This is a genomic window from Mycolicibacterium hippocampi (assembly GCF_010723735.1).
GTDB classification, from domain to species: Bacteria; Actinomycetota; Actinomycetes; order Mycobacteriales; family Mycobacteriaceae; genus Mycobacterium; species Mycobacterium hippocampi.
Map to the genome: position 1 here is coordinate 5,900,823 of NZ_BLLB01000002.1, position 21,928 is coordinate 5,922,750.

A 21,928-nucleotide genomic window follows, 5' to 3' on the forward strand; every position below is an offset into this window, starting at 1 on the left:
CGCCGAGCAGGCTCACACGGCCACCGTCTGTTTGCGCTCGCCCAGCAACCGCGACACCAGCGCGGCGAAGACCAACCCGATGGTCGCGTACATGACGACCTGGGTGCCCAGCGAGTACAACCGGAACTCGTAGAGCACGTCGGCCGGGAATCCCTCGTAGACGATGGCGCCGGTGTCGTCGGTCAGCGGGCCTGGGGTCTCGTCGACCGTCGGCAGCGCCAACATCACCACCGCGATCGACGCGACGTAGGCGCCCGCCGCTGCCAGGCCCGCGTTCCAGCCGCCCAGCCGCGACGCCAGCCGGCGGCCGAGGTACACCGCGCCGGCCAACAGCGCTGCCGACAGCACCACCATCAGCAGGTACAGCAAGGTGCGTTGTTGGATGGTTTCGTCCTGGCTCAATGCGGGCGGACTGGCCGGATACTTCAGCCCCGGAACGACGTAGAGGCTGAGCAACATCGCGCCGGCGACGTACAGCGACAGCAGCCGGGCCGAGATGTTGCCGACCCGCCCGTATGCGACGGCGAACACGACGGCGAACAGCGCGCCGATCGCCACACTGAACGCCAGTAGGCCCAGGCCCAGGCCGACGTTCATCTGGATGGCACGGGTGATGCCACCGCCGGCTTCGCCGTGGCTGTGGGGGTGGCCGTGGCCGGCGCCGTGGTCGGCACCGTGTTGGATGGCCTCACGCGCGGCTCCGATGCCTTCTTCGTAGCCGATGGCCAGGCCGATCTGCGGCTCGACGAACAAGCGGGCGAACAGGAAGGCGAGCACGCCGGCCGCGGCGCCGGCCAGCAGGCCGCGCCAGATGATCTGCTTCTCCATTTGTCTTCGACTCCTACCTTGCCGCGTGTCAGTGGCAGGGGAATCCGAGCAGGTGACGTGCGTCGTGCACGAACTCGTGGATGTAGGTGCTGTTGCCCAGCACCGAGGTCGCACCCTGGTCCATGCCCACGAAGTAGAGCACCACCAACGCCAGGAACGCTGTCAGCGACAGCCATGCCGCCGCCTTGGTTCCCGACAGGTCGATTGCGCCTGCCCTGCTGCTCACGTCCGGAGAAGTCATCTTGGTTCCTTTCCGGGATTGCGCGTCCCAGTGAGAGATGCGATGGACATCGGGTCTGACTGTCACAGTGGCGCGACCGTTCTGGGCTTTCACCAGATTCCGCTGTCCATCGATTACAGGAGCATCGTAAGGCACGCCCGGCGTCATCACGCCGCCACCGCGAGATCGCGCAGAAAGCCGGACGGGCGGCCACCCCCTTGGGGTGACCGCCCGTCCTACTTCGTTTCGGTCAGTCCGTGCCGGCCGCGCTCGGCGTACCGGCGGCGCCGGCCTGAGCCAGGTCCGGTTCGACGCTCACCGTAGGCCTGCGACTGCCGGTGAAGGTGAACACCGCGTCCTCGCCTGCGCCCTCGCCGTCCCAGTTCTCGACGTCGACGGTCACCAGCTGACCGGGGCCGACCTCCTCGAAGAGGATCTTCTCCGAGAGCTGGTCCTCGATCTCACGCTGGATGGTCCGGCGCAGTGGCCGCGCACCGAGCACCGGGTCGAACCCGCGCTTGGCCAGCAGCGACTTGGCCTTGTCCGTCAGCTCCATCGTCATGTCCTTGGCCTTGAGCTGGGTGCTCACCCGGCCCACCATCAGGTCGACCATCTTGACGATCTCTTCCTGAGTCAGCTGGTGGAAGACGATGATGTCGTCGATACGGTTCAGGAACTCCGGACGGAAGTGCTTCTTCAGCTCGTCGTTGACCTTCTGCTTCATCCGCTCGTAGTTGTTCTCCCCGCCGCCCTGGGTGAAGCCCAGGCCGACAGCCTTGGAGATGTCGGAGGTGCCCAGGTTCGACGTGAAGATCAGCACGGTGTTCTTGAAGTCGACCGTGCGGCCCTGACCGTCGGTCAGGCGACCGTCCTCGAGGACCTGCAGGAGGCTGTTGTAGATCTCCTGGTGTGCCTTCTCGATCTCGTCGAACAGCACCACGGAGAACGGCTTGCGGCGCACCTTCTCGGTGAGCTGGCCGCCCTCTTCGTAGCCGACGTAGCCCGGAGGGGCACCGAACAGCCGCGACGCGGTGAAGCGGTCGTGGAACTCGCCCATGTCGATCTGGATCAGCGCGTCGTCGTCGCCGAACAGGAAGTTCGCCAGCGCCTTGGACAGCTCGGTCTTACCGACACCGGACGGACCGGCGAAGATGAACGAGCCCGACGGACGCTTGGGGTCCTTCAGCCCGGCACGAGTGCGGCGGATGGCCTTGGAAACCGCCTTGACGGCATCCTCCTGACCGATGATCCGCTTGTGCAGCTCGTCCTCCATGCGCAGCAGCCGGGTGGTCTCCTCCTCGGTCAGCTTGAACACCGGGATACCGGTCCAGTTACCGAGGACCTCGGCGATCTGCTCGTCGTCGACCTCGGCGACCACGTCGAGATCGCCTGAGCGCCACTGCTTTTCACGCTCGGCTCGCTGCGCCACCAGGGTCTTCTCCCGGTCCCGCAGACTGGCCGCCTTCTCGAAGTCCTGCGCGTCGATCGCCGACTCCTTCTCCCGGCGCGCGTCGGCGATCTTCTCGTCGAACTCGCGCAGGTCCGGCGGAGCGGTCATCCGGCGGATCCGCATCCGGGCGCCGGCTTCGTCGATCAGGTCGATGGCCTTGTCCGGCAGGAAGCGGTCGTTGATGTAGCGGTCCGCCAACGTGGCAGCCGCGACCATCGCACCGTCGGTGATCGAGACCCGGTGATGGGCCTCGTAGCGGTCGCGCAGCCCCTTGAGGATCTCGATGGTGTGCTCCACCGTCGGCTCGCCGACCTGCACCGGCTGGAACCGGCGTTCCAGGGCGGCGTCCTTCTCGATGTACTTGCGGTACTCGTCGAGGGTGGTGGCACCGATCGTTTGAAGTTCACCACGAGCGAGCTTCGGTTTGAGGATCGAGGCGGCGTCGATCGCGCCCTCGGCGGCACCCGCGCCGACGAGCGTGTGCAGCTCGTCGATGAACAGGATGATGTCGCCGCGGGTGTTGATCTCCTTGAGCACCTTCTTCAGGCGCTCCTCGAAATCACCGCGGTAGCGGCTACCGGCGACCAGAGAACCCAGGTCGAGCGTGTAGAGCTGCTTGTCCTTGAGCGTCTCGGGGACCTCGCCGTGCACGATGGCCTGCGCCAGACCCTCGACGACGGCGGTCTTACCGACGCCGGGCTCACCGATCAGCACCGGATTGTTCTTGGTGCGGCGGCTCAGCACCTGCATGACCCGCTCGATTTCCTTCTCCCGGCCGATGACGGGGTCGAGCTTGCCCTCCATCGCGGCCGCGGTGAGGTTGCGCCCGAACTGGTCGAGCACCAGCGACGTGGACGGATTGCCCGCCTCGCCGCCACGGCCGCCGGTCCCGGCTTCCGCGGTCTCCTTGCCCTGGTAGCCGCTCAGCAGCTGGATGACCTGCTGGCGCACCCGGGTCAGCTCGGCGCCCAGCTTGACCAGCACCTGCGCTGCCACCCCTTCGCCCTCACGAATGAGGCCGAGCAGGATGTGCTCGGTGCCGATGTAGTTGTGGCCCAGCTGCAGCGCTTCGCGCAGCGACAGCTCCAGCACCTTCTTGGCACGCGGCGTGAAGGGAATGTGGCCGGACGGCGCCTGCTGCCCCTGGCCGATGATCTCCTCGACCTGGCTGCGCACCCCTTCCAGGGAGATGCCCAGCGACTCCAGCGACTTCGCGGCGACGCCCTCACCCTCGTGGATGAGTCCCAGCAGGATGTGCTCGGTGCCGATGTAGTTGTGGTTGAGCATCCGGGCTTCTTCCTGAGCCAGGACGACAACCCGACGCGCACGGTCGGTGAATCTTTCGAACATCCGTGGTTACCTGCTCTCCATCGCATAGGTGGTACACCGCACCACAGCGCTTGCAAAACTGCGGTGGCTGTGCGCCTGCCGTCCACTCTAATGGGCGGCGGCCCCGGGTGCCCCGCCTGGAGGCCCTTCCAGAAAACATCGGAAGTGACATCTGACGCAACAATTGGCCAGTACCCGGCGCTGCTAGGAGTAACGCACCGGCCCGCCGATTCGTTTCCGGATGGCCGTCACAACCGGTTCGCCACCAGCGAACGCCGACTCCGGGCCGGATCCGCCCGGCAATCGGCGGCTAGGTTGCTGCGTGGAATGCGTCGATGACGTCAGCGGGGATTCTGCCGCGGGTGGAGACATTGTGGCCGTTGCGGCGGGCCCACTCCCTGATCGCCGCGCTCTGTTCCCGGTCGATCGCTGCGCGCCCGCGACCGGTGCCGACCGAGCGGCCACGACGCCGGCCACCGACCCGCCGGCCGGCATCCACCCACTGCTTCAGGTCGCTGCGGAGTTTGGCGGCGTTCTTGGCGGAGAGGTCGATCTCATAGCTCACACCGTCGAGCCCGAATTCGACCGTCTCGTCGGCGGCGCCTTCTCCGTCGAAATCGTCGACCAACGTGACGGTGACCTTCTTGGCCATTTCCCCACTGCCCTTCCGTGCGCACTACTTTCTCGGGTGCGATACCAAACCCCGGCACCAATGTGCCATAAAGGAGCCACCCATTCAACAACATATGAATCGTGGCCGTTCAGTTGCCGTGGCGACGAACAATAGGGAACAAAACTGTGTCCCTAATCGACAGACCGGTCAGTGCCATCAACAAACGGTCGATGCCCATTCCGGTCCCCGTTGTGGGCGGCATCGCATACTCCAGTGCGGCGAGGAAATCCTCATCCAGGAGCATTGCCTCGTCGTCCCCGGCCGCCGCCGCCCGCGCCTGTGCCTCGAACCTCTCGCGCTGCACAACAGGGTCGATCAGTTCGGAATACCCGGTGGCGAGTTCGATGTGGCGCACATAGAGATCCCACTTCTCGGTGACGCCGTCGATGCTGCGGTGCTCCCGGGTCAGAGGCGTCGTCTCGACTGGGAAGTCACGCACGAACGTCGGCGCCCACAGCTTGTCACCGACGGCGAATTCCCAGAGTTCTTCGACCAATTTCCCGTGCCCGAAACCGCGATCCCGGGGAATCTCGACCCCCAAGCCGTCGGCAATCTGCCAAAGTCTGTCCACCCCGGTCTGCGGGGTGATCTCTTCTCCGAGCGCTTCGGACAATGACGGATACATTTGAATGGTCTGCCATTCGCCGTCGAGATCGTAGACGGTGCCATCAGGCAATGGAACCTCACGCGTCCCGATGGCCTCATCGGCAACTTCCTGAATGAGTTCCCGCGTCGTCTTCGCAGAATCGTCGTACGTGCCGTAAGCCTGATATGTCTCCAACATCGCAAATTCCGGCGAATGAGTGGAATCGGCCCCTTCGTTTCGGAAGACCCGATTCAGCTCGAAGACCCTGTCGAATCCACCGACCACGCACCGCTTCAGAAAAAGTTCCGGCGCGATCCGCAGGAAGAGGTCGGAATCGAGCGCGTTCGAATGCGTGACGAACGGCCGCGCGGCGGCCCCACCGGCCAGCGTCTGCAGCATCGGTGTTTCGACTTCGAGGAATCCTCGGCGCTCCAGCGCCGAGCGCACCGCACGCACCACCGCCACCCGCTGCCGGGCGACGGTCCTGGCCTCCGGTCGGACGATCAGATCGACGTAGCGCTGCCGGACCCGGGCCTCCTCACTGAGCTCCTTGTGCGCGACCGGCAACGGCCGCAACGCCTTGGAGGCGATTTGCCAGGAGTCTGCGAGCACAGAGAGTTCACCGCGGCGGGAGCTGATCACCTCTCCCTGGACGAACACGATGTCACCGAGGTCGACGTCGGCCTTCCACGCGTCGAGCGACTCCCGGCCGACCCGATCGAGGCTGATCATGGCCTGGAGCTGGGCTCCGTCACCTTCCTGCAGCGTGGCGAAGCAGAGCTTTCCGGAGTTGCGGGCGAAGATGACCCGGCCGGCCACCCCCACCTGCTGACCGGTCGCGGTGTCGGTGGGTAGGTCGGGGTAGGCCTGGCGGACCTCGGCGAGGCTGTGCGTCCGGGGCACCTCGACGGGATACGGGTCACGTCCCTCGGCGAGCAGCCGCTCGCGCTTGGCCTGGCGGATCCGGAACTGCTCGGGAGCATCGTCGCGGGTCTGGTCGGGATCAGGGTGCGCGTCGGGGGGTGTCACGACGTGCCAGCTTAAATGAACGGATGGCTGGGCCCCTCAACGCGCCGATCAACCGTGCGGCGGTACAGGCTCTGGCTGAGGAGCGCCTGGATTTCAGCGACAAGGGCGTTCCGGCCCGGTGGTGGGGCCACACCCCCGCCGAGATCCTCGCGCGCGCGCCGCGGCTGTCCCGCGAGGGCGCCTTCGGGCCGGCGTGTGTGCTGGAAGCAGACGCGCTGGCCCACAACCTGGAGACGATGGCTTCGTGGTGCCGGGAGCGCGGGGTGGAGCTCGCCCCGCACGGCAAGACCCACATGTCGCCCCAGCTGGCCGCCCGCCAGCTGGACGCGGGCGCCTGTGCGATCTCGGTGGCCACCATCGGCCAGGCCGCTGTCTACCGCGCCTTCGGGGTCCGTGAACTGGTGCTGGCCAACGAGCTGGTCGACGAGGCTGCGCTGGCGTGGCTGGCCACCGAACTGGACCGTGACGACGCGTTCGGGTTCGTCTGCTGGGTGGACTCGGTGCGTGGCGTCGAGCTGATGAGCGCGGCGCTGGCGGGTGCGCAGCGGCCCGTCGACGTCTGCGTGGAAGTGGGTCTGCCGGGCGGCCGGACCGGGTGCCGGTCGCGGGAGGAGGTCGACGAGGTCGCCCGGGCCGCGGTGGCCTCACCCCGGCTGCGCCTCGTCGGGGTGGCCGGATACGAGGCTGCGCTCGGACAGGACCTGGCCCCGGCGGCGACGACGGCCGTGGCGGATCATCTCGCCGAGTTGCGTTCGGCGGTGACCCGGCTCGCCGCGCTGTTCGAGACCGACAGCGCGATCGTCACCGCCGGTGGCAGCACCTACTTCGACGATGTCGCCGACGCGTTGACGGGCTGGCCCGGCGCGACGTCGGTGCGCACGATCCTGCGCAGCGGCTGCTACCTCACGCACGACCACGGGTTGTACGCACGGACCTCGCCGCTGACCCGCGGCGGGCAGCCGGGATTGCGACCGGCCCTGCAGGTGCGGGCTCAGGTGGTGTCGCGGCCCGAAAACGATCTGGCGATCCTGACGATGGGCCGCCGTGACGTGCCGTTCGATCAGGGGATGCCCGTCCCGCTCGAACTCTCCGACAGCGAGGTCACCAAGCTCAACGACCAACACGCGTTCCTGCGACTGGGCCGTGGCGACCGCTCCGCCGCGCCGGTCGGTACGTGGCTGCGATTCGGCATCTCCCACCCCTGCACGGTGTTCGACAAGTGGCGGCTGATCCCGGTGGTCGACGGCGACGACAGGGTGGTCGAGCTGATCCGCACGTTCTTCTGAAAGGATGTCAGCGCGCCTGGCGCAGCTTTCCCCGCTGACTGTCGCGGTTGCGTTCGAAAACCAGCCGCAGCCCGTCCAACGTCAGGTGCCGGTCGTAGTGCTCGACAGACTGCACGTCGGAAAGCACCAGCGGCGCACCGTGCCCGGTCGCCACGACCGCCACATCATCCCCACCGAAGCCATCCACGTCATCGCGCACTCGTTTCACCAGACCGTCGACCAACCCTGCGAATCCGAACACCGCGCCGGCCTGCATGCACTCGACGGTGTTCTTTCCCACCACCGAGCGGGGACGGGTCAGCTCGACGCGCCGAAGTGCCGCCGAACGGGCTGCCGCCGCGTCGGAGGACACCTGCACGCCGGGAGCGATCGCGCCGCCCAGGAACTCGCCCTTCGCCGACACCACGTCCACGCAGATCGACGCGCCGAAGTCCACGACGATCGCCGCGGACTGGTATTTGTGGTACGCCGCAAGGCAGTTGACGATCCTGTCGGCACCGACCTCTTTCGGGTTGTCGACCAGCAGCGGGATGCCCGTGCGCACCCCGGGTTCGATCAGCACATGGGGCACCGACGGCCAGTACTGCTCGAGCATCAACCGCACTTCGTGCAACACCGACGGCACGGTCGACAGACCGGCCGCGCCGGTGAGCGTTTCGGCGTCCTCACCGATCAGCCCGTCGATCGTGAGAGCCAGTTCGTCAGCCGTCACCTCGGCCTCGGTGCGGATCCGCCAGTGGTGGACCACCTTGGCGTGCTCACCGGAGCCGGATATCAGACCGACCACGGTGTGGGTGTTGCGGACGTCTATCGCGAGGAGCACGCCATCACCTCGGTGACATCAACTCGGAGGCGTCCGGCGGCACATGAGCCGGATCGGCACCGATGTCGACCTGCCGGTTGTCGGCGTCGACGAAGACCACCCGCGGCTGATACGACCTGGCCTCGGCGTCCTCCATCGTCCCGTAGGCGATCAGGATCACCAGGTCGCCCGGGTGGATCAGATGAGCTGCAGCGCCGTTGATGCCGATCACGCCGCTGCCGCGCCGGCCGGTGATCACGTAGGTGACCAGTCGGGCACCGTTGTCGATGTCGACGATCGTCACCTGCTCCCCCTCGAGCAGATCGGCGGCATCCATCAGGTCTGCGTCCACCGTCACCGACCCGACGTAGTGCAGATCGGCCTGCGTCACGGTGGCGCGGTGGATCTTCGATTTCAGCATCGTACGTAACATCAGTTCCTCCAAGGCAATTCGTGGCTCTGGCCAGATGGCACCTGCGGATGGCCGTCGATGCCGGTGCCCGCCCCGATGTCGATGGCGATGTTGTCGAGCAGCCGGGTCCGCCCCAGTCTGGCCGCCACCAGCATCCGGCCCGGCCCCTCGGCGGGAGCCGGCCCCAACATCGGGTCACGCACCTCGAGGTAATCGACATCGAGGGCGGGCACCTCGTCGAGCACCGCACCGGCGGCGTCCAGCGCGGCGGACACCCCCGTCGACGCCCCGTACATCCCCGCGAGCAGTGCCGCCGACAACGCGCCTGCCTGCTCGCGCTCGACGGAGTCGAGGTAGCGGTTGCGTGACGACATCGCCAACCCGTCCGCTTCGCGGACGATCGGCACCCCGACCACGACGACATCCAGGTTCAGGTCTGTGACCATCTGCCGGATCAACGTCAGCTGCTGATAGTCCTTCTCCCCGAAGAACGCCCGATCAGGGTGCACAGCGTTGAAGAGTTTCAGCACGACGGTCAGCACACCGGCGAAATGTGTCGGCCGCGCGGCGCCTTCGAGTTCGGCTCCGAGGGGTCCCGGCACCACGGTGGTGCGACTGCCCTCGGGATACATGTCTGCGGCTGTCGGGGTGAACACGATCTCGACACCCTCGGCCCGCAGCGCTGCGAGATCGTCGTCCAGCGTGCGCGGGTAGGCGTCGAGGTCCTCGCCGGCGCCGAACTGCAAGGGGTTGACGAAGATCGACACCACGACCACGGCACCCTGCACCCGCCTGGCGGCGCGGATCAACGTCAGATGGCCCTCGTGCAGGGCGCCCATCGTCGGCACCAGCATGATCCTGCGCCCGGTGGCCCGCAACGCCCGGGTCACGTCGGAGACCTCGCGCGGTCGCGCGTATATGTTGAGCTGGCCCGTACTGAACTTCGGGGTGCTGCGTCCGGTCACGATCGCCCTGCTTCCGCCAGTACCTCGAACACCGCATCGGGTGCGTGCGCGCGCTGTGCGGTGCGCCAGGAATTGGTCCGGTAAGCCCGCGCCAGGTCGGGGCTCACTTCGTCGAGGGCCTGCAGGTGGCCGGCGACCGCGGCTGCATCGCCGCGCGCGACCGGGCCCGTCAGCGCGGCCTGGCCGCGCTGCAGCGCGTTCTCCAGCGACGCCCGCGCCAGCGGAGCGATGATCCGCTCGGCGATTCCGCCCGGCCCGTCCCCGACGGGCTCCTGCCCCAACAACTCCTGGCCCGACAACGCCGCGCGCAACGCCTCGACCGCATCGAGCACGACGGTGACGAGATGGTTGCTGGAATGCGCCAGCGCAGCGTGGTAGAGGGTCCGGGCATCCTCGCGGACGCGGAACGGTTCACCACCGATCTCGAGCACCAGCGACTGCGCGACGGCATAGCCGATCTCGTCGGCGGCGGTGATGCCGAAACAGGTGCCGCGCAGCCGGTCGAGGTCCTCCGGTGTGCCGGCGAACGTCATCGCCGGGTGGATGGCCAGCGCGATACATCCCTGCTCGGCCAGCGGGGCCAGCACGGTGATCCCATTGGCGCCCGAGGTGTGGACGACGATGGTGCTGGGCCGCACCACCCCCGTGGCGGCCAGCCCCGTCACCAGTGCCGGAAGTTCCGCGTCGGGTACGGCCAGCAGCAGCAACTCGGCGCGGCCGGCGACCTCGTCGACCGGAAGCACCGGGGTGTCCGGGAGCCACTGCCGGGCGCGTTGCCGCGACGCGCTCGACACCGCGTTGCAGCCCACGACGACGTGTTCGGCACGTTCCAGCGCCGCGCCCAGTGCGGTGCCCACCCGGCCGGCGGATATGACGCCGATGGTGAGCCGTGCCGGGCGGAGTCCGTCGTGGGGAGCGCTCCCGCCGGCGGGGGGCTGCAGCATCGCAGGCGACCTCGCAGATTCTGGTGGCTTCGTTCCGGTCCCGCGTCGCGCAGGTACCGGACGGTCGCTACGAGACTAGCTCAATCCTCCCGGCGCCTACGCCGGCCGCCTCCCGACGGCGCCGCCTGCAGGCGCGCCAACAACTCCGCGACCGACTGGCCGCCGGTGTGGGCGCCGCCGGCCGAATCGTCGTCCTCGTGCTGCTCCGGTTCCGGGGCCGCGGCGGTGGCCTCGGTGGCCTCCGTGGACTCCGTGGCCTCGGCGTAGTGCCGGCCACGCGGCGGTTCGGCCGGGGCGTCGTCCGCCCGGCGTCTGCCCACGTACTCGGCCGGACCGCCGTTGCCCCCGGGGGGCGCGGCCCGATCGCCGCCCGGCATCCACTGCCCCTGGGGAGGAGCCGGTTGCCACTGGGCGGCCGCAGGCGCAGCGGGCGCGGGCGCACGCGGCGGTGGTGGTGGCGGTGGTGGAGCTGGTTGCGGGGGTGGCGGCGGTGGTGGCGGGGCGGGCCGAGCCGGCGGCGGCAGCCACGGGAACTGCGGCTCGGGTGAAGGCGGCGCGTTCCGCGGCGGCGGGGCGGGTGGCGCCTCCCACTGCCGGCCGGCGGTCTCGTCTGCTCGATACGTCCCGGCCCGCGCTCCTTCGGAGAATCTGCGGTGCGCGCCGCCCGCCTCGTCGGCAGCGGATGGCCGTTCCCCCTCCGGGGGGTGCGGTTCGGCGGGAACGTCGATGATCGGGCTCTCCTCGGTGTCCGGCGCATGCGATTCCGCGTCGGAGACCTCGTCGAGGTCCTCGGTGTCGATGCGACTACTGCGGACCCGTCCCGCGGTGTCCGCCCCGGGAGTCCACCCGCCCAGCTCCCGGGAATCACCACCTCGGCGATCCGTCTCGATCGCGTGCCGGTGCGACAGGTCGGTGTCGAACAGGTACTCCAAGTTCGCCCGCAGCGCGGCCAGTTCCGCCCGCAGCGCCGACACCTCGTCGGCCGACTGCGCGCGCAACTCCGAGGCCAGCTCGCGACGCAGCTGCGTCTCCACCGCGAGCTCGTACTCCCGGCGCGCCGAGATCTCGCGGTCGAGCTGCAGGTCGTAGACCAACTTGAGGTCGCGCACCTTGGCCTGATCGCTGTCGCTCTGCCTGCGGTAGATCACCGACACGAACGCAGCCACCACCGCGGCCCACAGAGACAGGATGACCGCGAGCTTGAGCAACTCCACCCGGTTGGTGAAAACCAGCGCCGAACTCGCCGCGATGGCGAGCACCAGCAACACCGACATCAGGATCCAACCCGGCCGACGGGCACCGCGCCGAATGCGCGCGCCACGGGTCGGATCGGTCATGGGCCGACTGTACCCGCCACAGGTCATCTAGCGTGTCGACCTCCGCGGCGATTCGGCAGGTGCGCTGGGCTATTCGGTCAGCCGGGTGCCGCGTCGGCGTTCTCCGGCGGCTCGTCGGGAGACCTGCAGCAATGCTGCAGCCACAGCGCCGCGACAACCAGCGCAAGCGCACACAACGCGGCCACCACCGAGCCCGGGGCGTCCTCGGCCGCCACCCGCAGGGCGCTGCGGCGCGGCAGCAGGTAGACCGACACGGCCAGCCACCACCCCAGCACGACGCTGCCCATCCACGCCGACGCCTTGGCGATCAACACCGATCTCGCCACCGCCAACGGATGCAACCGGCCGAGTCCCACCCCGACCTCGCCATCACGGATTCTGGCGCGGACATAAAAGCCCCAGCCCCCGATGGCGACCGCGACACCCAGCAGCGACAGCCCGGTCCACGCCGTGATCGGCGGGAACCACCGGTACACGACGCGCACCAGCAGGTAGCTCACCACCGCCGTCACCACGATCGCGGCAACCAGGTCTCGCAGCCGAGTGGGCCCCATCAGTCCTCAGCGCCCGTTTCCGGCGTGCAGCGTCAGTTCGGTGCGCCGCACTCCGGCCCGCTCTGCCGGATCGACCGCCTCGAGAAGCTCCCCGACCGTGCGCTCCGCACCCGCCAGACCAAGCGTGGCGTCCGGATCCACCGCCAGCCACGGGACCAGCACGAACGCCCGCACATGCGCGTACGGATGGGGCAACGTCAGCTGCTCGTCGGCAACCGTCACCTCCGCGCCGGCGTCTCGGCACGTGACGAGGTCGACGTCCAACGTCCTGGGCCCCCACCGCTGCTCACGCACCCGCTGTGCCGCGTCCTCGAGCTCGTGGGCCCGGCGCAGCCAGCCGTGTGCGTCGGTTGCCGGGTCATCGGCGAGGACAACAGCGTTGAGGAACGGGCCCTGCTCGACGCCGCCCCATGCCTGCGTCTCGTACACCGGCGACACCGACACCACGGCTCGGCCGAGGCCGTCGACCACCGACTGCAGCCACCCCAACCGGTCACCGACGTTGGAGCCGATGGACAACACCACCGCCGTCACCGCCCGCCCCCGCGGCGGGAACGTCGGGCCACGACCGCGACGTCGAGAAACTCCAGCGGGATCGGCGCGCCGGGCTTGTGCACCACCACTTCGACGGCGTGGATCCGCTCGTCACGCATCACGTCGTCGGCGATCTCGCCCGCCACCGTCTCGATCAGCTGGCGCGCGGGTCCACCCACTATGTCGGCGGCACGTTGTGCCAGCCCGCCGTAGTCCACGGTGTCGGCGAGGTCGTCGCTGGCGGCGGCGGGCGCGAGATCGATCCAGGCGGTGATGTCCACCACGAAGTCCTGGCCGTCGCGACGCTCATGGTCGAAGACACCGTGGTTGCCGCGAACCTTCAACCCGCGCAACTCGATTCGATCAGCCATCGGAACCCCCGCGCCACGCCTCGACCACGGCGAGCGCATCGGCCGAGGCGCGCACGTCGTGCACCCGGACGCCCCACACCCGATGCCACCCCGCGAGCGCGGAGATCACCGCGGTGGCCGTCTCCCGTCCGCCCGGCGGCCGGGGCTCACCGTCGGGCCCCGCCAGCAGGGCGCCGAGGAAACGCTTGCGCGACGCGCCGACCAGGACGGGAATCCCGGTGGCGACGAACTCCGGCAGCGCGTGCAACAACGCCCAATTGTGTTGCGCGGTCTTGGCGAATCCGAGGCCGGGATCGATGATCACCTTGGCCGGGTCCACCCCGGCACGCACCGCCGCATCCACCCCGGCCATGAGTTCGTCTCGCACCTCGACCACCACGTCGCCGTAGCGGGGCACCTCGTGCGGTCGGTCGCTGCCCACCGACCGCCAGTGCATGAGGATCCACGGGACCCCGGCTTCGGCGACCACCCTGGCCATATCCGGGTCCGCCCTGCCCCCGGAGACGTCGTTGACCAGCGAGGCGCCGTTCTCCAGGGCCGCGCGGGCCACGCCGGCGTGCATGGTGTCGATACTGATCGTGATCCCCTGCTGGGCAAGCTCTTTGACAACAGGAAGTACCCGGGATGTCTCGACCGCGGGATCCACCCTGGTGGCTCCGGGACGGGTCGACTCGCCACCGACGTCGATGATCGCCGCACCCTGGCCGACCAGGTCGACGCCGTGCTCGACCGCGCGGCCCCGGTCGAGGAACCGTCCCCCGTCGGAGAACGAGTCAGCGGTGACGTTGACGACCCCCATCACCTGCACGCGCGTCCCCTCCGGGGACCGTTGGCTCGCCAAGCTCACCTTCTGAGGATCAGTTCCAGAGCCTCGGCCCGAGAGGCGTTGTCGTGCTTGAACTGTCCGCGCACGGCGGATGTGGTCGTGATCGCGCCGGGCTTGCGCACCCCCCGCATCGCCATGCACAGGTGCTCGGCCTCGACCACCACGATCGCGCCCCGCGGGTCGAGCTTGCGCATCAGCGCGTCGGCGATCTGGGCGGTCAACCGTTCCTGCACCTGGGGCCGCTTGGCATAGAGATCGACCAGGCGGGCGATCTTCGACAGGCCCGTGACGCGACCATCCACCCCGGGGATGTAGCCGACGTGCGCGACGCCGTGGAACGCCACCAGATGATGCTCGCAGGTGGAGTACATCGGGATCTCCTTGACCAGCACCAACTCGTCGTGTTGCTCGTCGAAGGTGGTGTTGAGCACGGTGTCCGGATCGGTGTACAGCCCGGCGAACATCTCCCGGTAGGCCCGCGCCACCCGGGCGGGTGTGTCGGCCAGACCCTGGCGGTCGGGGTCCTCACCGACGGCGATCAACAGCTCGCGGACCGCCCGTTCCGCGCGCTCCTGGTCGAAATCGGGCGGGGTGAGCGTGGCCGAATTGTGGTGGTGCGACCGCGTCATCGAAGTCTCCGTTCAGGTGTCAGCCGGTGACTAACCGCGGTTCGGCGGATCAGCCCGGTTCTTGTCCCGGTCGCCGTCGTGCCCCGACCCCTGCTCGGAGCCGGGAGCAGCCGCATCACCTTCCGGCGCGGGGGCCGACTGTTCGGGCTGCGGATGATGTTGGTAGGGCGGATAACCCGGATAGGGCGGCGGTGGCGGCGGGGCGCCCTGCCAGCCTGCCGGCGGCGGATACCAGTAGCCCTGGGGTTGCTGCTGGGGTGCCCCGTGCTGCGGGGTTCCCGGCGGCGGCGGCCAGCCGGGCGCGTGCCAACCGGCGGGTGCGCCGTAGTCGGGCTGCGTCGGCCCGTTGGGCGGCGCACCGTTCGTCCCCGAACCGTTCGCACCGTTGTTGTGGGCGGCTTCGGCAGCAGCCTTGGACGCCTGGGCGATCGCGGTCTTGAACGCGGGCTCCGGAACGGGCTTGGGCCACGGTTCACCACGCTCGATGGCCAGCTCGCCCGGCGTCTTGATGGGCGGCTTGTCCGACGGCACCCGGCCGCCGAAGTCGTCGAACATGGTCAGGCGGGGCCGCTTCTTCACGTCACCGAAGATGGCCTGCAGTTCCACGCGGTGCAGCGTCTCCTTCTCCAGCAGCTGCCCGGCAAGGGTGTCCAGCACGTCGCGGTACTCGGTGAGGATCTCCCACGCCTCGGTGTGCGCGGCCTCGATGAGCTTGCGCACCTCGTCGTCGATGATCTGGGCGACCTCGTGGCTGTAGTCGGCCTGGGTGCCCATGGTGCGACCGAGGAACGGATCCCCGTGCTCGGTGCCGTAACGCACCGCGCCCAGCTTGGAGCTCATGCCGTACTCGGTGACCATCGCGCGGGCGATCTTGGTGGCCTGCTCGATATCGGACACCGCCCCGGTGGTGGGCTCGCGGAAGACCAACTCCTCGGCGGCGCGTCCGCCCATCGCGAAGACCAGCCGCGCGATCATCTCCGAGCGGGTCATCAACCCCTTGTCGTCCTCGGGCACCGCCATCGCGTGACCGCCGGTGCGGCCGCGGGCCAGGATCGTCACCTTGTAGATCGGCTCGATGTCGGGCATCGCCCAGGCCGCCAACGTATGCCCGCCCTCGTGGTAGGCGGTGATCTTCTTCTCGTGCTCGCTGATGATGCGGCCCTTGCGGCGCGGTCCACCGACAACCCGGTCGACGGCCTCTTCGAGCGCGGCACCGGTGATCACGGTGCCGTTCTCGCGGGCGGTCAGCAGCGCCGACTCGTTGATGACGTTGGCCAGATCGGCACCGGACATGCCCACGGTGCGCTTGGCCAACCCGTCCAGGTCGGCGTCGGGCGCGATCGGCTTGCCCTGCGAGTGGACCTTGAGCACCGCCCGCCGACCGGCCAGATCGGGGCTGGAGACCGGGATCTGGCGGTCGAAGCGACCGGGCCGCAGCAGCGCCGGATCGAGGATGTCGGGCCGGTTCGTGGCCGCTATCAGGATGACACCCTGACGTTCGCCGAAGCCGTCCATCTCGACGAGCAGCTGGTTGAGCGTCTGCTCGCGTTCGTCGTGTCCGCCACCCATGCCCGCGCCGCGCTGACGGCCGACGGCGTCGATCTCGTCGACGAAGATGATGCACGGGCTGTTCTGCTTGGCCTGCTCGAACATGTCGCGCACCCGGGAAGCACCGACGCCGACGAACATCTCGACGAAATCCGAACCGGAGATGGTGAAGAACGGCACCCCGGCCTCACCGGCGACCGCGCGGGCCAGCAGCGTCTTACCGGTGCCGGGCGGTCCGTAGAGCAGCACGCCCTTGGGGATCTTGGCGCCGAGAGCCTGGTAGCGGGTCGGGTTCTGCAGGAAGTCCTTGATCTCGTAGAGCTCTTCGACCGCCTCGTCGACGCCGGCGACGTCGGCGAAGGTGGTCTTGGGCATGTCCTTGGACAGCTGCTTGGCCTTCGACTTCCCGAAGCCGAAGCCCATCCGTCCGCCGGACTGCATCCGGGAGAACATCACGAAAAGGAACACCAGCAGCAGCAGCGGCAGCATGTAGATCAGCAGGGTGCCGAGCATGCTGGACTGGTTGACGACGGTGTTCACCTTGGCGTTCTTGGCCTGCAGCGCCTCGAACAGCGTCACCCCGTAACCGGTGGGGTACTTGGTGATGATCTGGGTGCTGTCCTCGGTGTCGCTGTTGCCGTTCTTCAGCTCCAGCCGCACCTGCTGTTCGCGGTCGTCGATCTGCGCGCTGTCGACGTTGTCGCTGTTGATCTGGGCCATCGCCACCGTGGTGTCGACAGGCTTGTATCCCCGGGTGTCGTCGCTGAAGTAGAAGAAGGACCACCCGAGCAGCAGCACCACGGCGATCACCGTGAGGGTGCGGATAACAGTTTTTCGGTTCATTGATACCAACGGCCGTCGGCGGGACCTCCGGCCAAATCCTTCCAATACGCGCAGCTGGAAAAGTCAAGGCTACCGCTAGACCAACGTCTGGTAGTTCCCGACGGGTCCCGCCCCCATAACCGGTGACGTGCTTGGCTTGGGGTGTGCGGTCGCGGATGGTGCAAACGAACGGGGTCTCACTGCGGGTGACCGAGGCCGGCGAGCCCGACGCACCCGTGGTCGTGCTCTGCCACGGCTTCCCCGAACTGGCGTTTTCCTGGCGCCACCAGGCTCGGGCGTTGGCCGAGGCGGGCTATCACGTGCTGGTCCCCGATCAACGCGGCTACGGCGACTCCGACAAGCCGGAGTCCGTCGACGCCTACGACGTCGTCGAGCTCAGCGCGGACGTGACCGGGCTGCTGGACGACATCGGCGCGGAGCAGGCGGTGCTCGTCGGCCACGACTTCGGCGCCGTCGTCGCCTGGACCGCCCCGCTGCTGCACCCCGAACGGTTCAGCGCGGTCGCCGGGCTGAGCCTGCCCCCGGTGCCCCGCCCGAAGGTGCCGACGACCCAGGCGTTCCGGCGGATCTTCGGGGACAACTTCTTCTACATCCTGTACTTCCAGGAGCCGGGGCCCGCCGACGCCGAGCTGGCCGAGGACCCGGCCACCACGCTGCGGCGGTTGTTCGCCGCCCCGCCCGCCGGCGACGACTCCGCGGCGCTGCGGATGCTCGCGCCGGGACCCGAGGGCTTCCTGGCCCGGATCCCCGAGCCCGGCGGGCTTCCCGACTGGATCAGCGAGCAGGACTTCGGCACCTACGTCGACCAGTTCACCCGCAACGGGTTCACCGGCCCGCTCAACTGGTACCGCTGCTTCGACCGCAACTGGGAGCTGACGGCCGATCCACCGGCGCCGACCATCGAGGTGCCCGCCCTGTTCCTCGGCGGCGCCGCCGACGCCACGCTGGCCTACACCCCGCGCCACCGTGCCCGTGAGCTCGTCACCGGCGCATACCGCGAGGTGATGATCGACGGTGCGGGCCACTGGCTCACCGAGGAGTGCCCCGATGAAGTCACCCGCGAGCTGCTCCGGTTTCTGGCAGAGCAGACGCGTTAGGGTGCCAGGCATGCCGATCGCACCCACAGCGAAATCAGCCAGAACCAAGCTCGTGGGCTTGGCCGCCGCGGCAGGCGCCGCAGTCGCGTTGACAGCGTGTGACGCACAGCCGGGCCCGACGCTGACACCCGACGCCGACACCCGTCAGGTGACCGTCGTCGGCGCCGGGCAGGTCCAGGGCTCCCCGGACACGTTGACCGTGAACGCGTCGATGGAGTTCCTGGCGCCGGACGCGACCGCCGCGATGAACCAGACCAACGAGCGCCAGCAAGCCGTGATCGAGGGCCTCGTCGAGCTCGGCATCGACCGCAACGACCTGGCAACCACGCAGGCCGACCTGCAGCCGCAGTACGGCCCCGACGACACCGCCATCGCCGCCTACCGCGCCACCAACTCGATCAACGTGACGATCCGCGACCTCGATCTGGCCTCCGACGCGATCGGCCTGATCGTCGAGACCGGCGGCAACGCCACCCGGATCGATTCGATCAGCTACTCCATCGAGGACGATTCCCAACTGGTGCGCGATGCCCGGGCCCGGGCGTTCGAGGACGCCGAGGACCGCGCCGATCAGTACGCGGAGCTGTCGGGTCTGACCCTCGGCAAGGTCATCTCGATCTCGGAGTCGGGCGGGCCCGCGCCGCCGACGCCGATGGATGCGCCGCGCGGGATGATGGAGGCTGCGGTGCCGCTCGAGCCGGGCCAGCAGACCGTCGGCTTCAGCGTGACGGTGATCTGGGAGTTGACCTGACCCACCGCGTCACGCGGGAGCGCCTGCCGCAGACACGACCACGGGGATTCCGTTGAGCACCGCGGTGCCCGAGAGCGGGTCCAGCACCGATCCGTCGTTGAGCTGATTGACGTTCACCCCGGGGTGCCGGGCCGCCAGCGTCTGCCCGGTGCCGGACCGGTCGTGACCCCAGCCGTGCGGCAGCGACAGCACGCCGCGGCGGATGTCGTCGGTGATCTCGACGGGCACCACCAGTTCCCCGCCGGGGCCCTTGACCACGGCGGAGTCGGACACCCCGAGGTCGGCGGCGTCGTCGGGATGCATCCGCAGCGTGCAGGTGTTGGTGCCGCCGGCCAGCGCGGGCAGGTTGTGCATCCAGCTGTTGTTGGAGCGCAGGTGCCGCCGACCGATCAGCAGGTACCCCTCGCTGCGCTGTCCGAGTGAGTCCCGCAGCCGTGTGGCGTCGCCGATCAGCTGCGGCGGTGCCAGCTCGATCAGACCCGACGGGGTGCGCAGCAGGTCCGGTAGCCGCGGCTGCAGCGGCCCCAGATCAATGCCGTGCGGCGCCGCCTTGAGCCGCTTCAGTGTCAGACCGTCCGGTCGGGCACCGAATGCGTCGCCGTAGGCGCCGAGCCGGAGCATCATGTCGAGCCGGCGCTCATAGCCCGGGCCGTCGTCGAGCATCGCGGTCAATTCGTCGACCGCGCGGCCCGTGACCGGCGAGCCCGCGTCGGCGGTCTCCTTGGCCAGGGTGGCGGCGATGACCTGTTCGTCGACGAGCGCGGGGTCCCCGTCGACTCCGATTCCGTAGAGCACCAACGCGATCCGGGCCAGGATCTCGGCTTCGTCGGGACGGCCCTGCAACGGCAGCGCCGGCGGTGAGTAGCGCGCGTTGTTGCGCACCGCGAGGTTGTTCAGCGCGAAGTCGAAGTGCGGGCTGCATGACGGCGGCGGGGGCGGCAGGATGACGTCGGCGTGGCGGGTGGTCTCGTTGAGATACGGGTCGATGCTCACCATGAAGCCGACACCGGCCAGCGCGCGGTCGAGCCGGTCGCCGTCCGGAGCGGACAGCACGGGATTGCCCGCCACGGTGATCATCGCCTTGATCTGCCCCTCGCCGGCGGTCTCGATCTCTTCGGCCAGCACCGCGACGGGTAGTTCGGAGAGCACCTCGGGCCGCCCGGAGACCCGGCTGTGCCAGCGGCCGGTGGTGAAGCCGCGGCCCGCTCGCGGTCCCCGCGGCGCGGGCGCGACCGGCGACAGCGGGAACATCACCCCGCCGGGTCGATCCAGGTTTCCGGTCAGGATGTTGACGACGTCGACCAGCCAGCTGCCCACGGTGCCGAACTCGACGGTGGACGTGCCCATCCGGCCGTAGACGGCGGCGGTGGGGGCGGCGGCGATCTCCCTTGCCAGCGTGCGGATCTCGTCGGCGTCGATACCGCAGTGCACGGCCACGGTCTCCGGCGGAAAGTCGCGGGCGAGGTCGCGAACCTCGTCCAACCCGGCGACGTGGTCGGCGAGAGCTCCCAGCGAGACCAGGTCCTCGTCGAAGAGCACGTGCACGACCGCGAACAGCAGTGCGGCGTCGGTGCCGGGCCGCGGCGCCAAGTGCCGGTCGGCGAGCTCGGCGGTGCGGGTGCGGGCCGGGTCGATGACGACGAGCTTGCCGCCGCGCTTGCGCAGTCTGCGCAGCTTCCCGCCGAAGTCGGCGGCGGTGGCCAGGCTGCCGTTGGACACCAACGGGTTCGCCCCGATGATCACGAGGTGGTCGGTGCGGTCGAGGTCGGGGACCGTGAACGCGACCGGGCTACCGAACATCAGCCCCAGCGCAACGTGTTTGGGCATCTGGTCCAGAGTGCTCGCCGAGTAGACCTGATGGGTTCCCAGGCCGCGGATGATCAGCGGCGGGTACAGCGCGCCGGCGACGGTGTGCGCGTTCGGGTTGCCGAGGTACACCCCGACCGACGCGCCGCCGTGGTCGCGGACCGCTGCGCCGAGGCCCGCGGCGACGGCAGCGAACGCCTCGTCCCAGCTGGCCTCGGTCAGCGCGCCGTCGCGCCGTACCAGCGGTGCGGTCAGCCGGTCGGGGTCGTTGTCGAGTTCGGCGAAACTGGCCCCCTTGGGACAGATGTAGCCCGCACTGAACACGTCGTCCTGGTCACCCCTGGCGCCGACCACCCGGCCGTCGTCGATGGTCAGCGTCAAGCCGCAGGTCGCTTCACAGAACGGGCAGATTCGCAGCGCTGTGTCGGTCATCACAGCATTCTGCGCCGCGCTTCGGCCTTCTGTCGGCCTTCTGTCGGCCTTCGGCCTCAACGGTCCTCGTACACCTTGGGGTCGAGGGTGCCGATGTAGGGCAGGTCGCGGTAGCGCTCGGCGTAGTCGAGCCCGTATCCGACGACGAATTCGTTCGGGATGTCGAAGCCGACGTATTCGATCTCGACGTCGGCGCGGACCGCCTCCAGCTTGCGCAGCAGTGTGCACACCCGCAGCGACCGCGGGCCTCTGGTCGCCAGGTTGCGCAGCAACCACGACAGCGTCAGCCCGGAGTCCACGATGTCCTCGACGATCAGCACGTCGCGGTCGTTGATGTCGCGATCGAGATCCTTGAGGATGCGCACCACGCCGGACGACGACGTGGACGACCCGTAGGAGCTCACGGCCATGAACTCCAGCTGGGTGGGCAGCGGGATGGCGCGGGCGAGATCGGTGACGAACATGACCGCGCCCTTGAGTACGGTGATCAGAAGCAGGTCCCGGCCGTCAGGCACGGAGGCGGCATCGTGGTAGTCGGCGCCGATCAGCGCACCCAGTTCAGCTGTCTTGGTCCGGATTTGTTCTTCCGACAGCAACACCGACTTGATGTCCCCGGGGTACAACTCCGCCGTATGCGCAGGCACGCCCACAGAGTAGCCGTGCCGCGCCGCGGCGG

Annotated in this window: 21 protein-coding genes; 3 read left to right on the plus strand and 18 right to left on the minus strand. The window is 68.8% G+C overall.

What is annotated here, in order from left to right:
* Positions 1 to 12: 12 nt before the first annotated feature.
* From G6N53_RS29400 to lysS, 5 genes are all read right to left on the minus strand, one after another.
* Positions 13 to 828, minus strand: a complete 816-nt coding sequence (locus G6N53_RS29400; RefSeq protein WP_163895201.1) for a CbtA family protein — start codon at positions 826 to 828, stop codon at positions 13 to 15.
* A gap of 28 nt (positions 829 to 856) precedes the next feature.
* The gene (locus G6N53_RS29405) at positions 857 to 1,069 is read right to left on the minus strand and encodes a CbtB domain-containing protein (protein WP_163895203.1); all 213 of its coding nucleotides are present in this window, start codon (positions 1,067 to 1,069) and stop codon (positions 857 to 859) included.
* A 229-nt stretch (positions 1,070 to 1,298) separates the two neighbouring features.
* Positions 1,299 to 3,848 (minus strand): ATP-dependent protease ATP-binding subunit ClpC, encoded by a 2,550-nt coding sequence (gene clpC1 / locus G6N53_RS29410; protein ID WP_163895205.1) that lies wholly within the window; start codon positions 3,846 to 3,848, stop codon positions 1,299 to 1,301.
* Positions 3,849 to 4,137: 289 nt separating this feature from the next.
* The gene (gene lsr2, locus G6N53_RS29415; RefSeq protein ID WP_163895207.1) at positions 4,138 to 4,479 is read right to left on the minus strand and encodes a histone-like nucleoid-structuring protein Lsr2; all 342 of its coding nucleotides are present in this window, start codon (positions 4,477 to 4,479) and stop codon (positions 4,138 to 4,140) included.
* Between the two features lie 109 nt (positions 4,480 to 4,588).
* On the minus strand, positions 4,589 to 6,115 hold the full coding sequence (lysS, locus tag G6N53_RS29420) for a lysine--tRNA ligase (RefSeq protein ID WP_163895209.1): 1,527 nt from the start codon (positions 6,113 to 6,115) through the stop codon (positions 4,589 to 4,591).
* A 23-nt stretch (positions 6,116 to 6,138) separates the two neighbouring features.
* Here lysS and G6N53_RS29425 point away from each other — a divergent pair, with 23 nt between their 5' ends.
* Complete coding sequence (locus G6N53_RS29425) at positions 6,139 to 7,401, plus strand: alanine racemase (RefSeq protein WP_163895211.1); 1,263 nt, start codon at positions 6,139 to 6,141, stop codon at positions 7,399 to 7,401.
* A gap of 7 nt (positions 7,402 to 7,408) precedes the next feature.
* Here the strand turns inward: G6N53_RS29425 and G6N53_RS29430 are convergent, their stop codons facing one another.
* The 11 genes from G6N53_RS29430 to ftsH all read right to left on the minus strand — a co-directional run bounded on the left by G6N53_RS29430 (position 7,409) and on the right by ftsH (position 17,166).
* The gene (locus G6N53_RS29430) at positions 7,409 to 8,224 is read right to left on the minus strand and encodes a type III pantothenate kinase (RefSeq protein ID WP_163895213.1); all 816 of its coding nucleotides are present in this window, start codon (positions 8,222 to 8,224) and stop codon (positions 7,409 to 7,411) included.
* A 4-nt stretch (positions 8,225 to 8,228) separates the two neighbouring features.
* Positions 8,229 to 8,636, minus strand: coding sequence for an aspartate 1-decarboxylase (gene panD / locus G6N53_RS29435; protein WP_163895215.1), 408 nt, complete (start codon positions 8,634 to 8,636; stop codon positions 8,229 to 8,231).
* Complete coding sequence (panC, locus tag G6N53_RS29440; protein ID WP_163895217.1) at positions 8,636 to 9,580, minus strand: pantoate--beta-alanine ligase; 945 nt, start codon at positions 9,578 to 9,580, stop codon at positions 8,636 to 8,638. The genes panD and panC overlap by 1 nt, the downstream gene beginning before the upstream one ends.
* Entirely contained in the window at positions 9,577 to 10,524 is a 948-nt protein-coding gene (locus tag G6N53_RS29445) for a Rossmann-like and DUF2520 domain-containing protein (RefSeq protein ID WP_163895219.1), read from the minus strand. The genes panC and G6N53_RS29445 overlap by 4 nt, the downstream gene beginning before the upstream one ends.
* 80 nt (positions 10,525 to 10,604) lie before the next feature.
* Positions 10,605 to 11,861 carry a DUF6779 domain-containing protein gene (locus tag G6N53_RS29450; protein ID WP_205390497.1) on the minus strand — a complete coding sequence of 419 codons (1,257 nt, stop codon included), beginning with the start codon at positions 11,859 to 11,861 and terminating at the stop codon, positions 10,605 to 10,607.
* A gap of 77 nt (positions 11,862 to 11,938) precedes the next feature.
* Positions 11,939 to 12,415, minus strand: a complete 477-nt coding sequence (locus G6N53_RS29455) for a DUF3180 domain-containing protein (protein ID WP_163895224.1) — start codon at positions 12,413 to 12,415, stop codon at positions 11,939 to 11,941.
* 6 nt (positions 12,416 to 12,421) lie between these two features.
* Positions 12,422 to 12,949, minus strand: a complete 528-nt coding sequence (folK, locus tag G6N53_RS29460) for a 2-amino-4-hydroxy-6-hydroxymethyldihydropteridine diphosphokinase (protein ID WP_163895226.1) — start codon at positions 12,947 to 12,949, stop codon at positions 12,422 to 12,424.
* Positions 12,946 to 13,320, minus strand: coding sequence for a dihydroneopterin aldolase (gene folB, locus G6N53_RS29465; protein WP_163895227.1), 375 nt, complete (start codon positions 13,318 to 13,320; stop codon positions 12,946 to 12,948). Before folB ends, folK begins: the two co-directional genes overlap by 4 nt.
* A complete protein-coding gene (gene folP, locus G6N53_RS29470; RefSeq protein WP_163896446.1) occupies positions 13,313 to 14,119 on the minus strand; it encodes a dihydropteroate synthase in 807 nt (268 codons plus the stop codon). Before folP ends, folB begins: the two co-directional genes overlap by 8 nt.
* Before the next feature lie 44 nt (positions 14,120 to 14,163).
* The gene (folE, locus tag G6N53_RS29475; RefSeq protein WP_163895229.1) at positions 14,164 to 14,775 is read right to left on the minus strand and encodes a GTP cyclohydrolase I FolE; all 612 of its coding nucleotides are present in this window, start codon (positions 14,773 to 14,775) and stop codon (positions 14,164 to 14,166) included.
* Between the two features lie 30 nt (positions 14,776 to 14,805).
* Positions 14,806 to 17,166 (minus strand): ATP-dependent zinc metalloprotease FtsH, encoded by a 2,361-nt coding sequence (gene ftsH, locus G6N53_RS29480; RefSeq protein ID WP_163895231.1) that lies wholly within the window; start codon positions 17,164 to 17,166, stop codon positions 14,806 to 14,808.
* A gap of 155 nt (positions 17,167 to 17,321) precedes the next feature.
* Between ftsH and G6N53_RS29485 the strand changes: the two genes are divergently transcribed.
* Together G6N53_RS29485 and G6N53_RS29490 are read left to right on the plus strand one after the other, a co-directional pair.
* Positions 17,322 to 18,263, plus strand: coding sequence for an alpha/beta fold hydrolase (locus G6N53_RS29485; RefSeq protein WP_205390498.1), 942 nt, complete (start codon positions 17,322 to 17,324; stop codon positions 18,261 to 18,263).
* 10 nt (positions 18,264 to 18,273) lie between these two features.
* Positions 18,274 to 19,014, plus strand: a complete 741-nt coding sequence (locus G6N53_RS29490; RefSeq protein WP_163895233.1) for an SIMPL domain-containing protein — start codon at positions 18,274 to 18,276, stop codon at positions 19,012 to 19,014.
* A gap of 9 nt (positions 19,015 to 19,023) precedes the next feature.
* On the opposite strand, the gene G6N53_RS29495 is transcribed toward G6N53_RS29490, so the two are convergent.
* The gene (locus G6N53_RS29495; protein WP_163895235.1) at positions 19,024 to 21,252 is read right to left on the minus strand and encodes a molybdopterin-dependent oxidoreductase; all 2,229 of its coding nucleotides are present in this window, start codon (positions 21,250 to 21,252) and stop codon (positions 19,024 to 19,026) included.
* A gap of 56 nt (positions 21,253 to 21,308) precedes the next feature.
* Entirely contained in the window at positions 21,309 to 21,902 is a 594-nt protein-coding gene (gene hpt, locus G6N53_RS29500; RefSeq protein ID WP_163895237.1) for a hypoxanthine phosphoribosyltransferase, read from the minus strand.
* Positions 21,903 to 21,928: the final 26 nt, after the last annotated feature.

Excerpts from the sequence above, each read along its gene's own strand:
- G6N53_RS29400 (WP_163895201.1), bottom strand. The coding sequence starts at position 828 with ATGGAGAAGCAGATCATCTGGCGCGGCCTGCTGGCCGGCGCCGCGGCC.
- G6N53_RS29405 (WP_163895203.1), bottom strand. The coding sequence starts at position 1,069 with ATGACTTCTCCGGACGTGAGCAGCAGGGCAGGCGCAATCGACCTGTCG.
- clpC1 (WP_163895205.1), bottom strand. The coding sequence starts at position 3,848 with ATGTTCGAAAGATTCACCGACCGTGCGCGTCGGGTTGTCGTCCTGGCT.
- lsr2 (WP_163895207.1), bottom strand. The coding sequence starts at position 4,479 with ATGGCCAAGAAGGTCACCGTCACGTTGGTCGACGATTTCGACGGAGAA.
- G6N53_RS29425 (WP_163895211.1), top strand. The coding sequence starts at position 6,139 with ATGGCTGGGCCCCTCAACGCGCCGATCAACCGTGCGGCGGTACAGGCT.
- panD (WP_163895215.1), bottom strand. The coding sequence starts at position 8,636 with ATGTTACGTACGATGCTGAAATCGAAGATCCACCGCGCCACCGTGACG.
- G6N53_RS29445 (WP_163895219.1), bottom strand. The coding sequence starts at position 10,524 with ATGCTGCAGCCCCCCGCCGGCGGGAGCGCTCCCCACGACGGACTCCGC.
- G6N53_RS29450 (WP_205390497.1), bottom strand. The coding sequence starts at position 11,861 with ATGACCGATCCGACCCGTGGCGCGCGCATTCGGCGCGGTGCCCGTCGG.
- G6N53_RS29455 (WP_163895224.1), bottom strand. The coding sequence starts at position 12,415 with ATGGGGCCCACTCGGCTGCGAGACCTGGTTGCCGCGATCGTGGTGACG.
- folB (WP_163895227.1), bottom strand. The coding sequence starts at position 13,320 with ATGGCTGATCGAATCGAGTTGCGCGGGTTGAAGGTTCGCGGCAACCAC.
- folP (WP_163896446.1), bottom strand. The coding sequence starts at position 14,119 with ATGGGGGTCGTCAACGTCACCGCTGACTCGTTCTCCGACGGGGGACGG.
- folE (WP_163895229.1), bottom strand. The coding sequence starts at position 14,775 with ATGACGCGGTCGCACCACCACAATTCGGCCACGCTCACCCCGCCCGAT.
- ftsH (WP_163895231.1), bottom strand. The coding sequence starts at position 17,166 with ATGAACCGAAAAACTGTTATCCGCACCCTCACGGTGATCGCCGTGGTG.
- G6N53_RS29485 (WP_205390498.1), top strand. The coding sequence starts at position 17,322 with ATGGTGCAAACGAACGGGGTCTCACTGCGGGTGACCGAGGCCGGCGAG.
- G6N53_RS29490 (WP_163895233.1), top strand. The coding sequence starts at position 18,274 with ATGCCGATCGCACCCACAGCGAAATCAGCCAGAACCAAGCTCGTGGGC.
- G6N53_RS29495 (WP_163895235.1), bottom strand. The coding sequence starts at position 21,252 with ATGACCGACACAGCGCTGCGAATCTGCCCGTTCTGTGAAGCGACCTGC.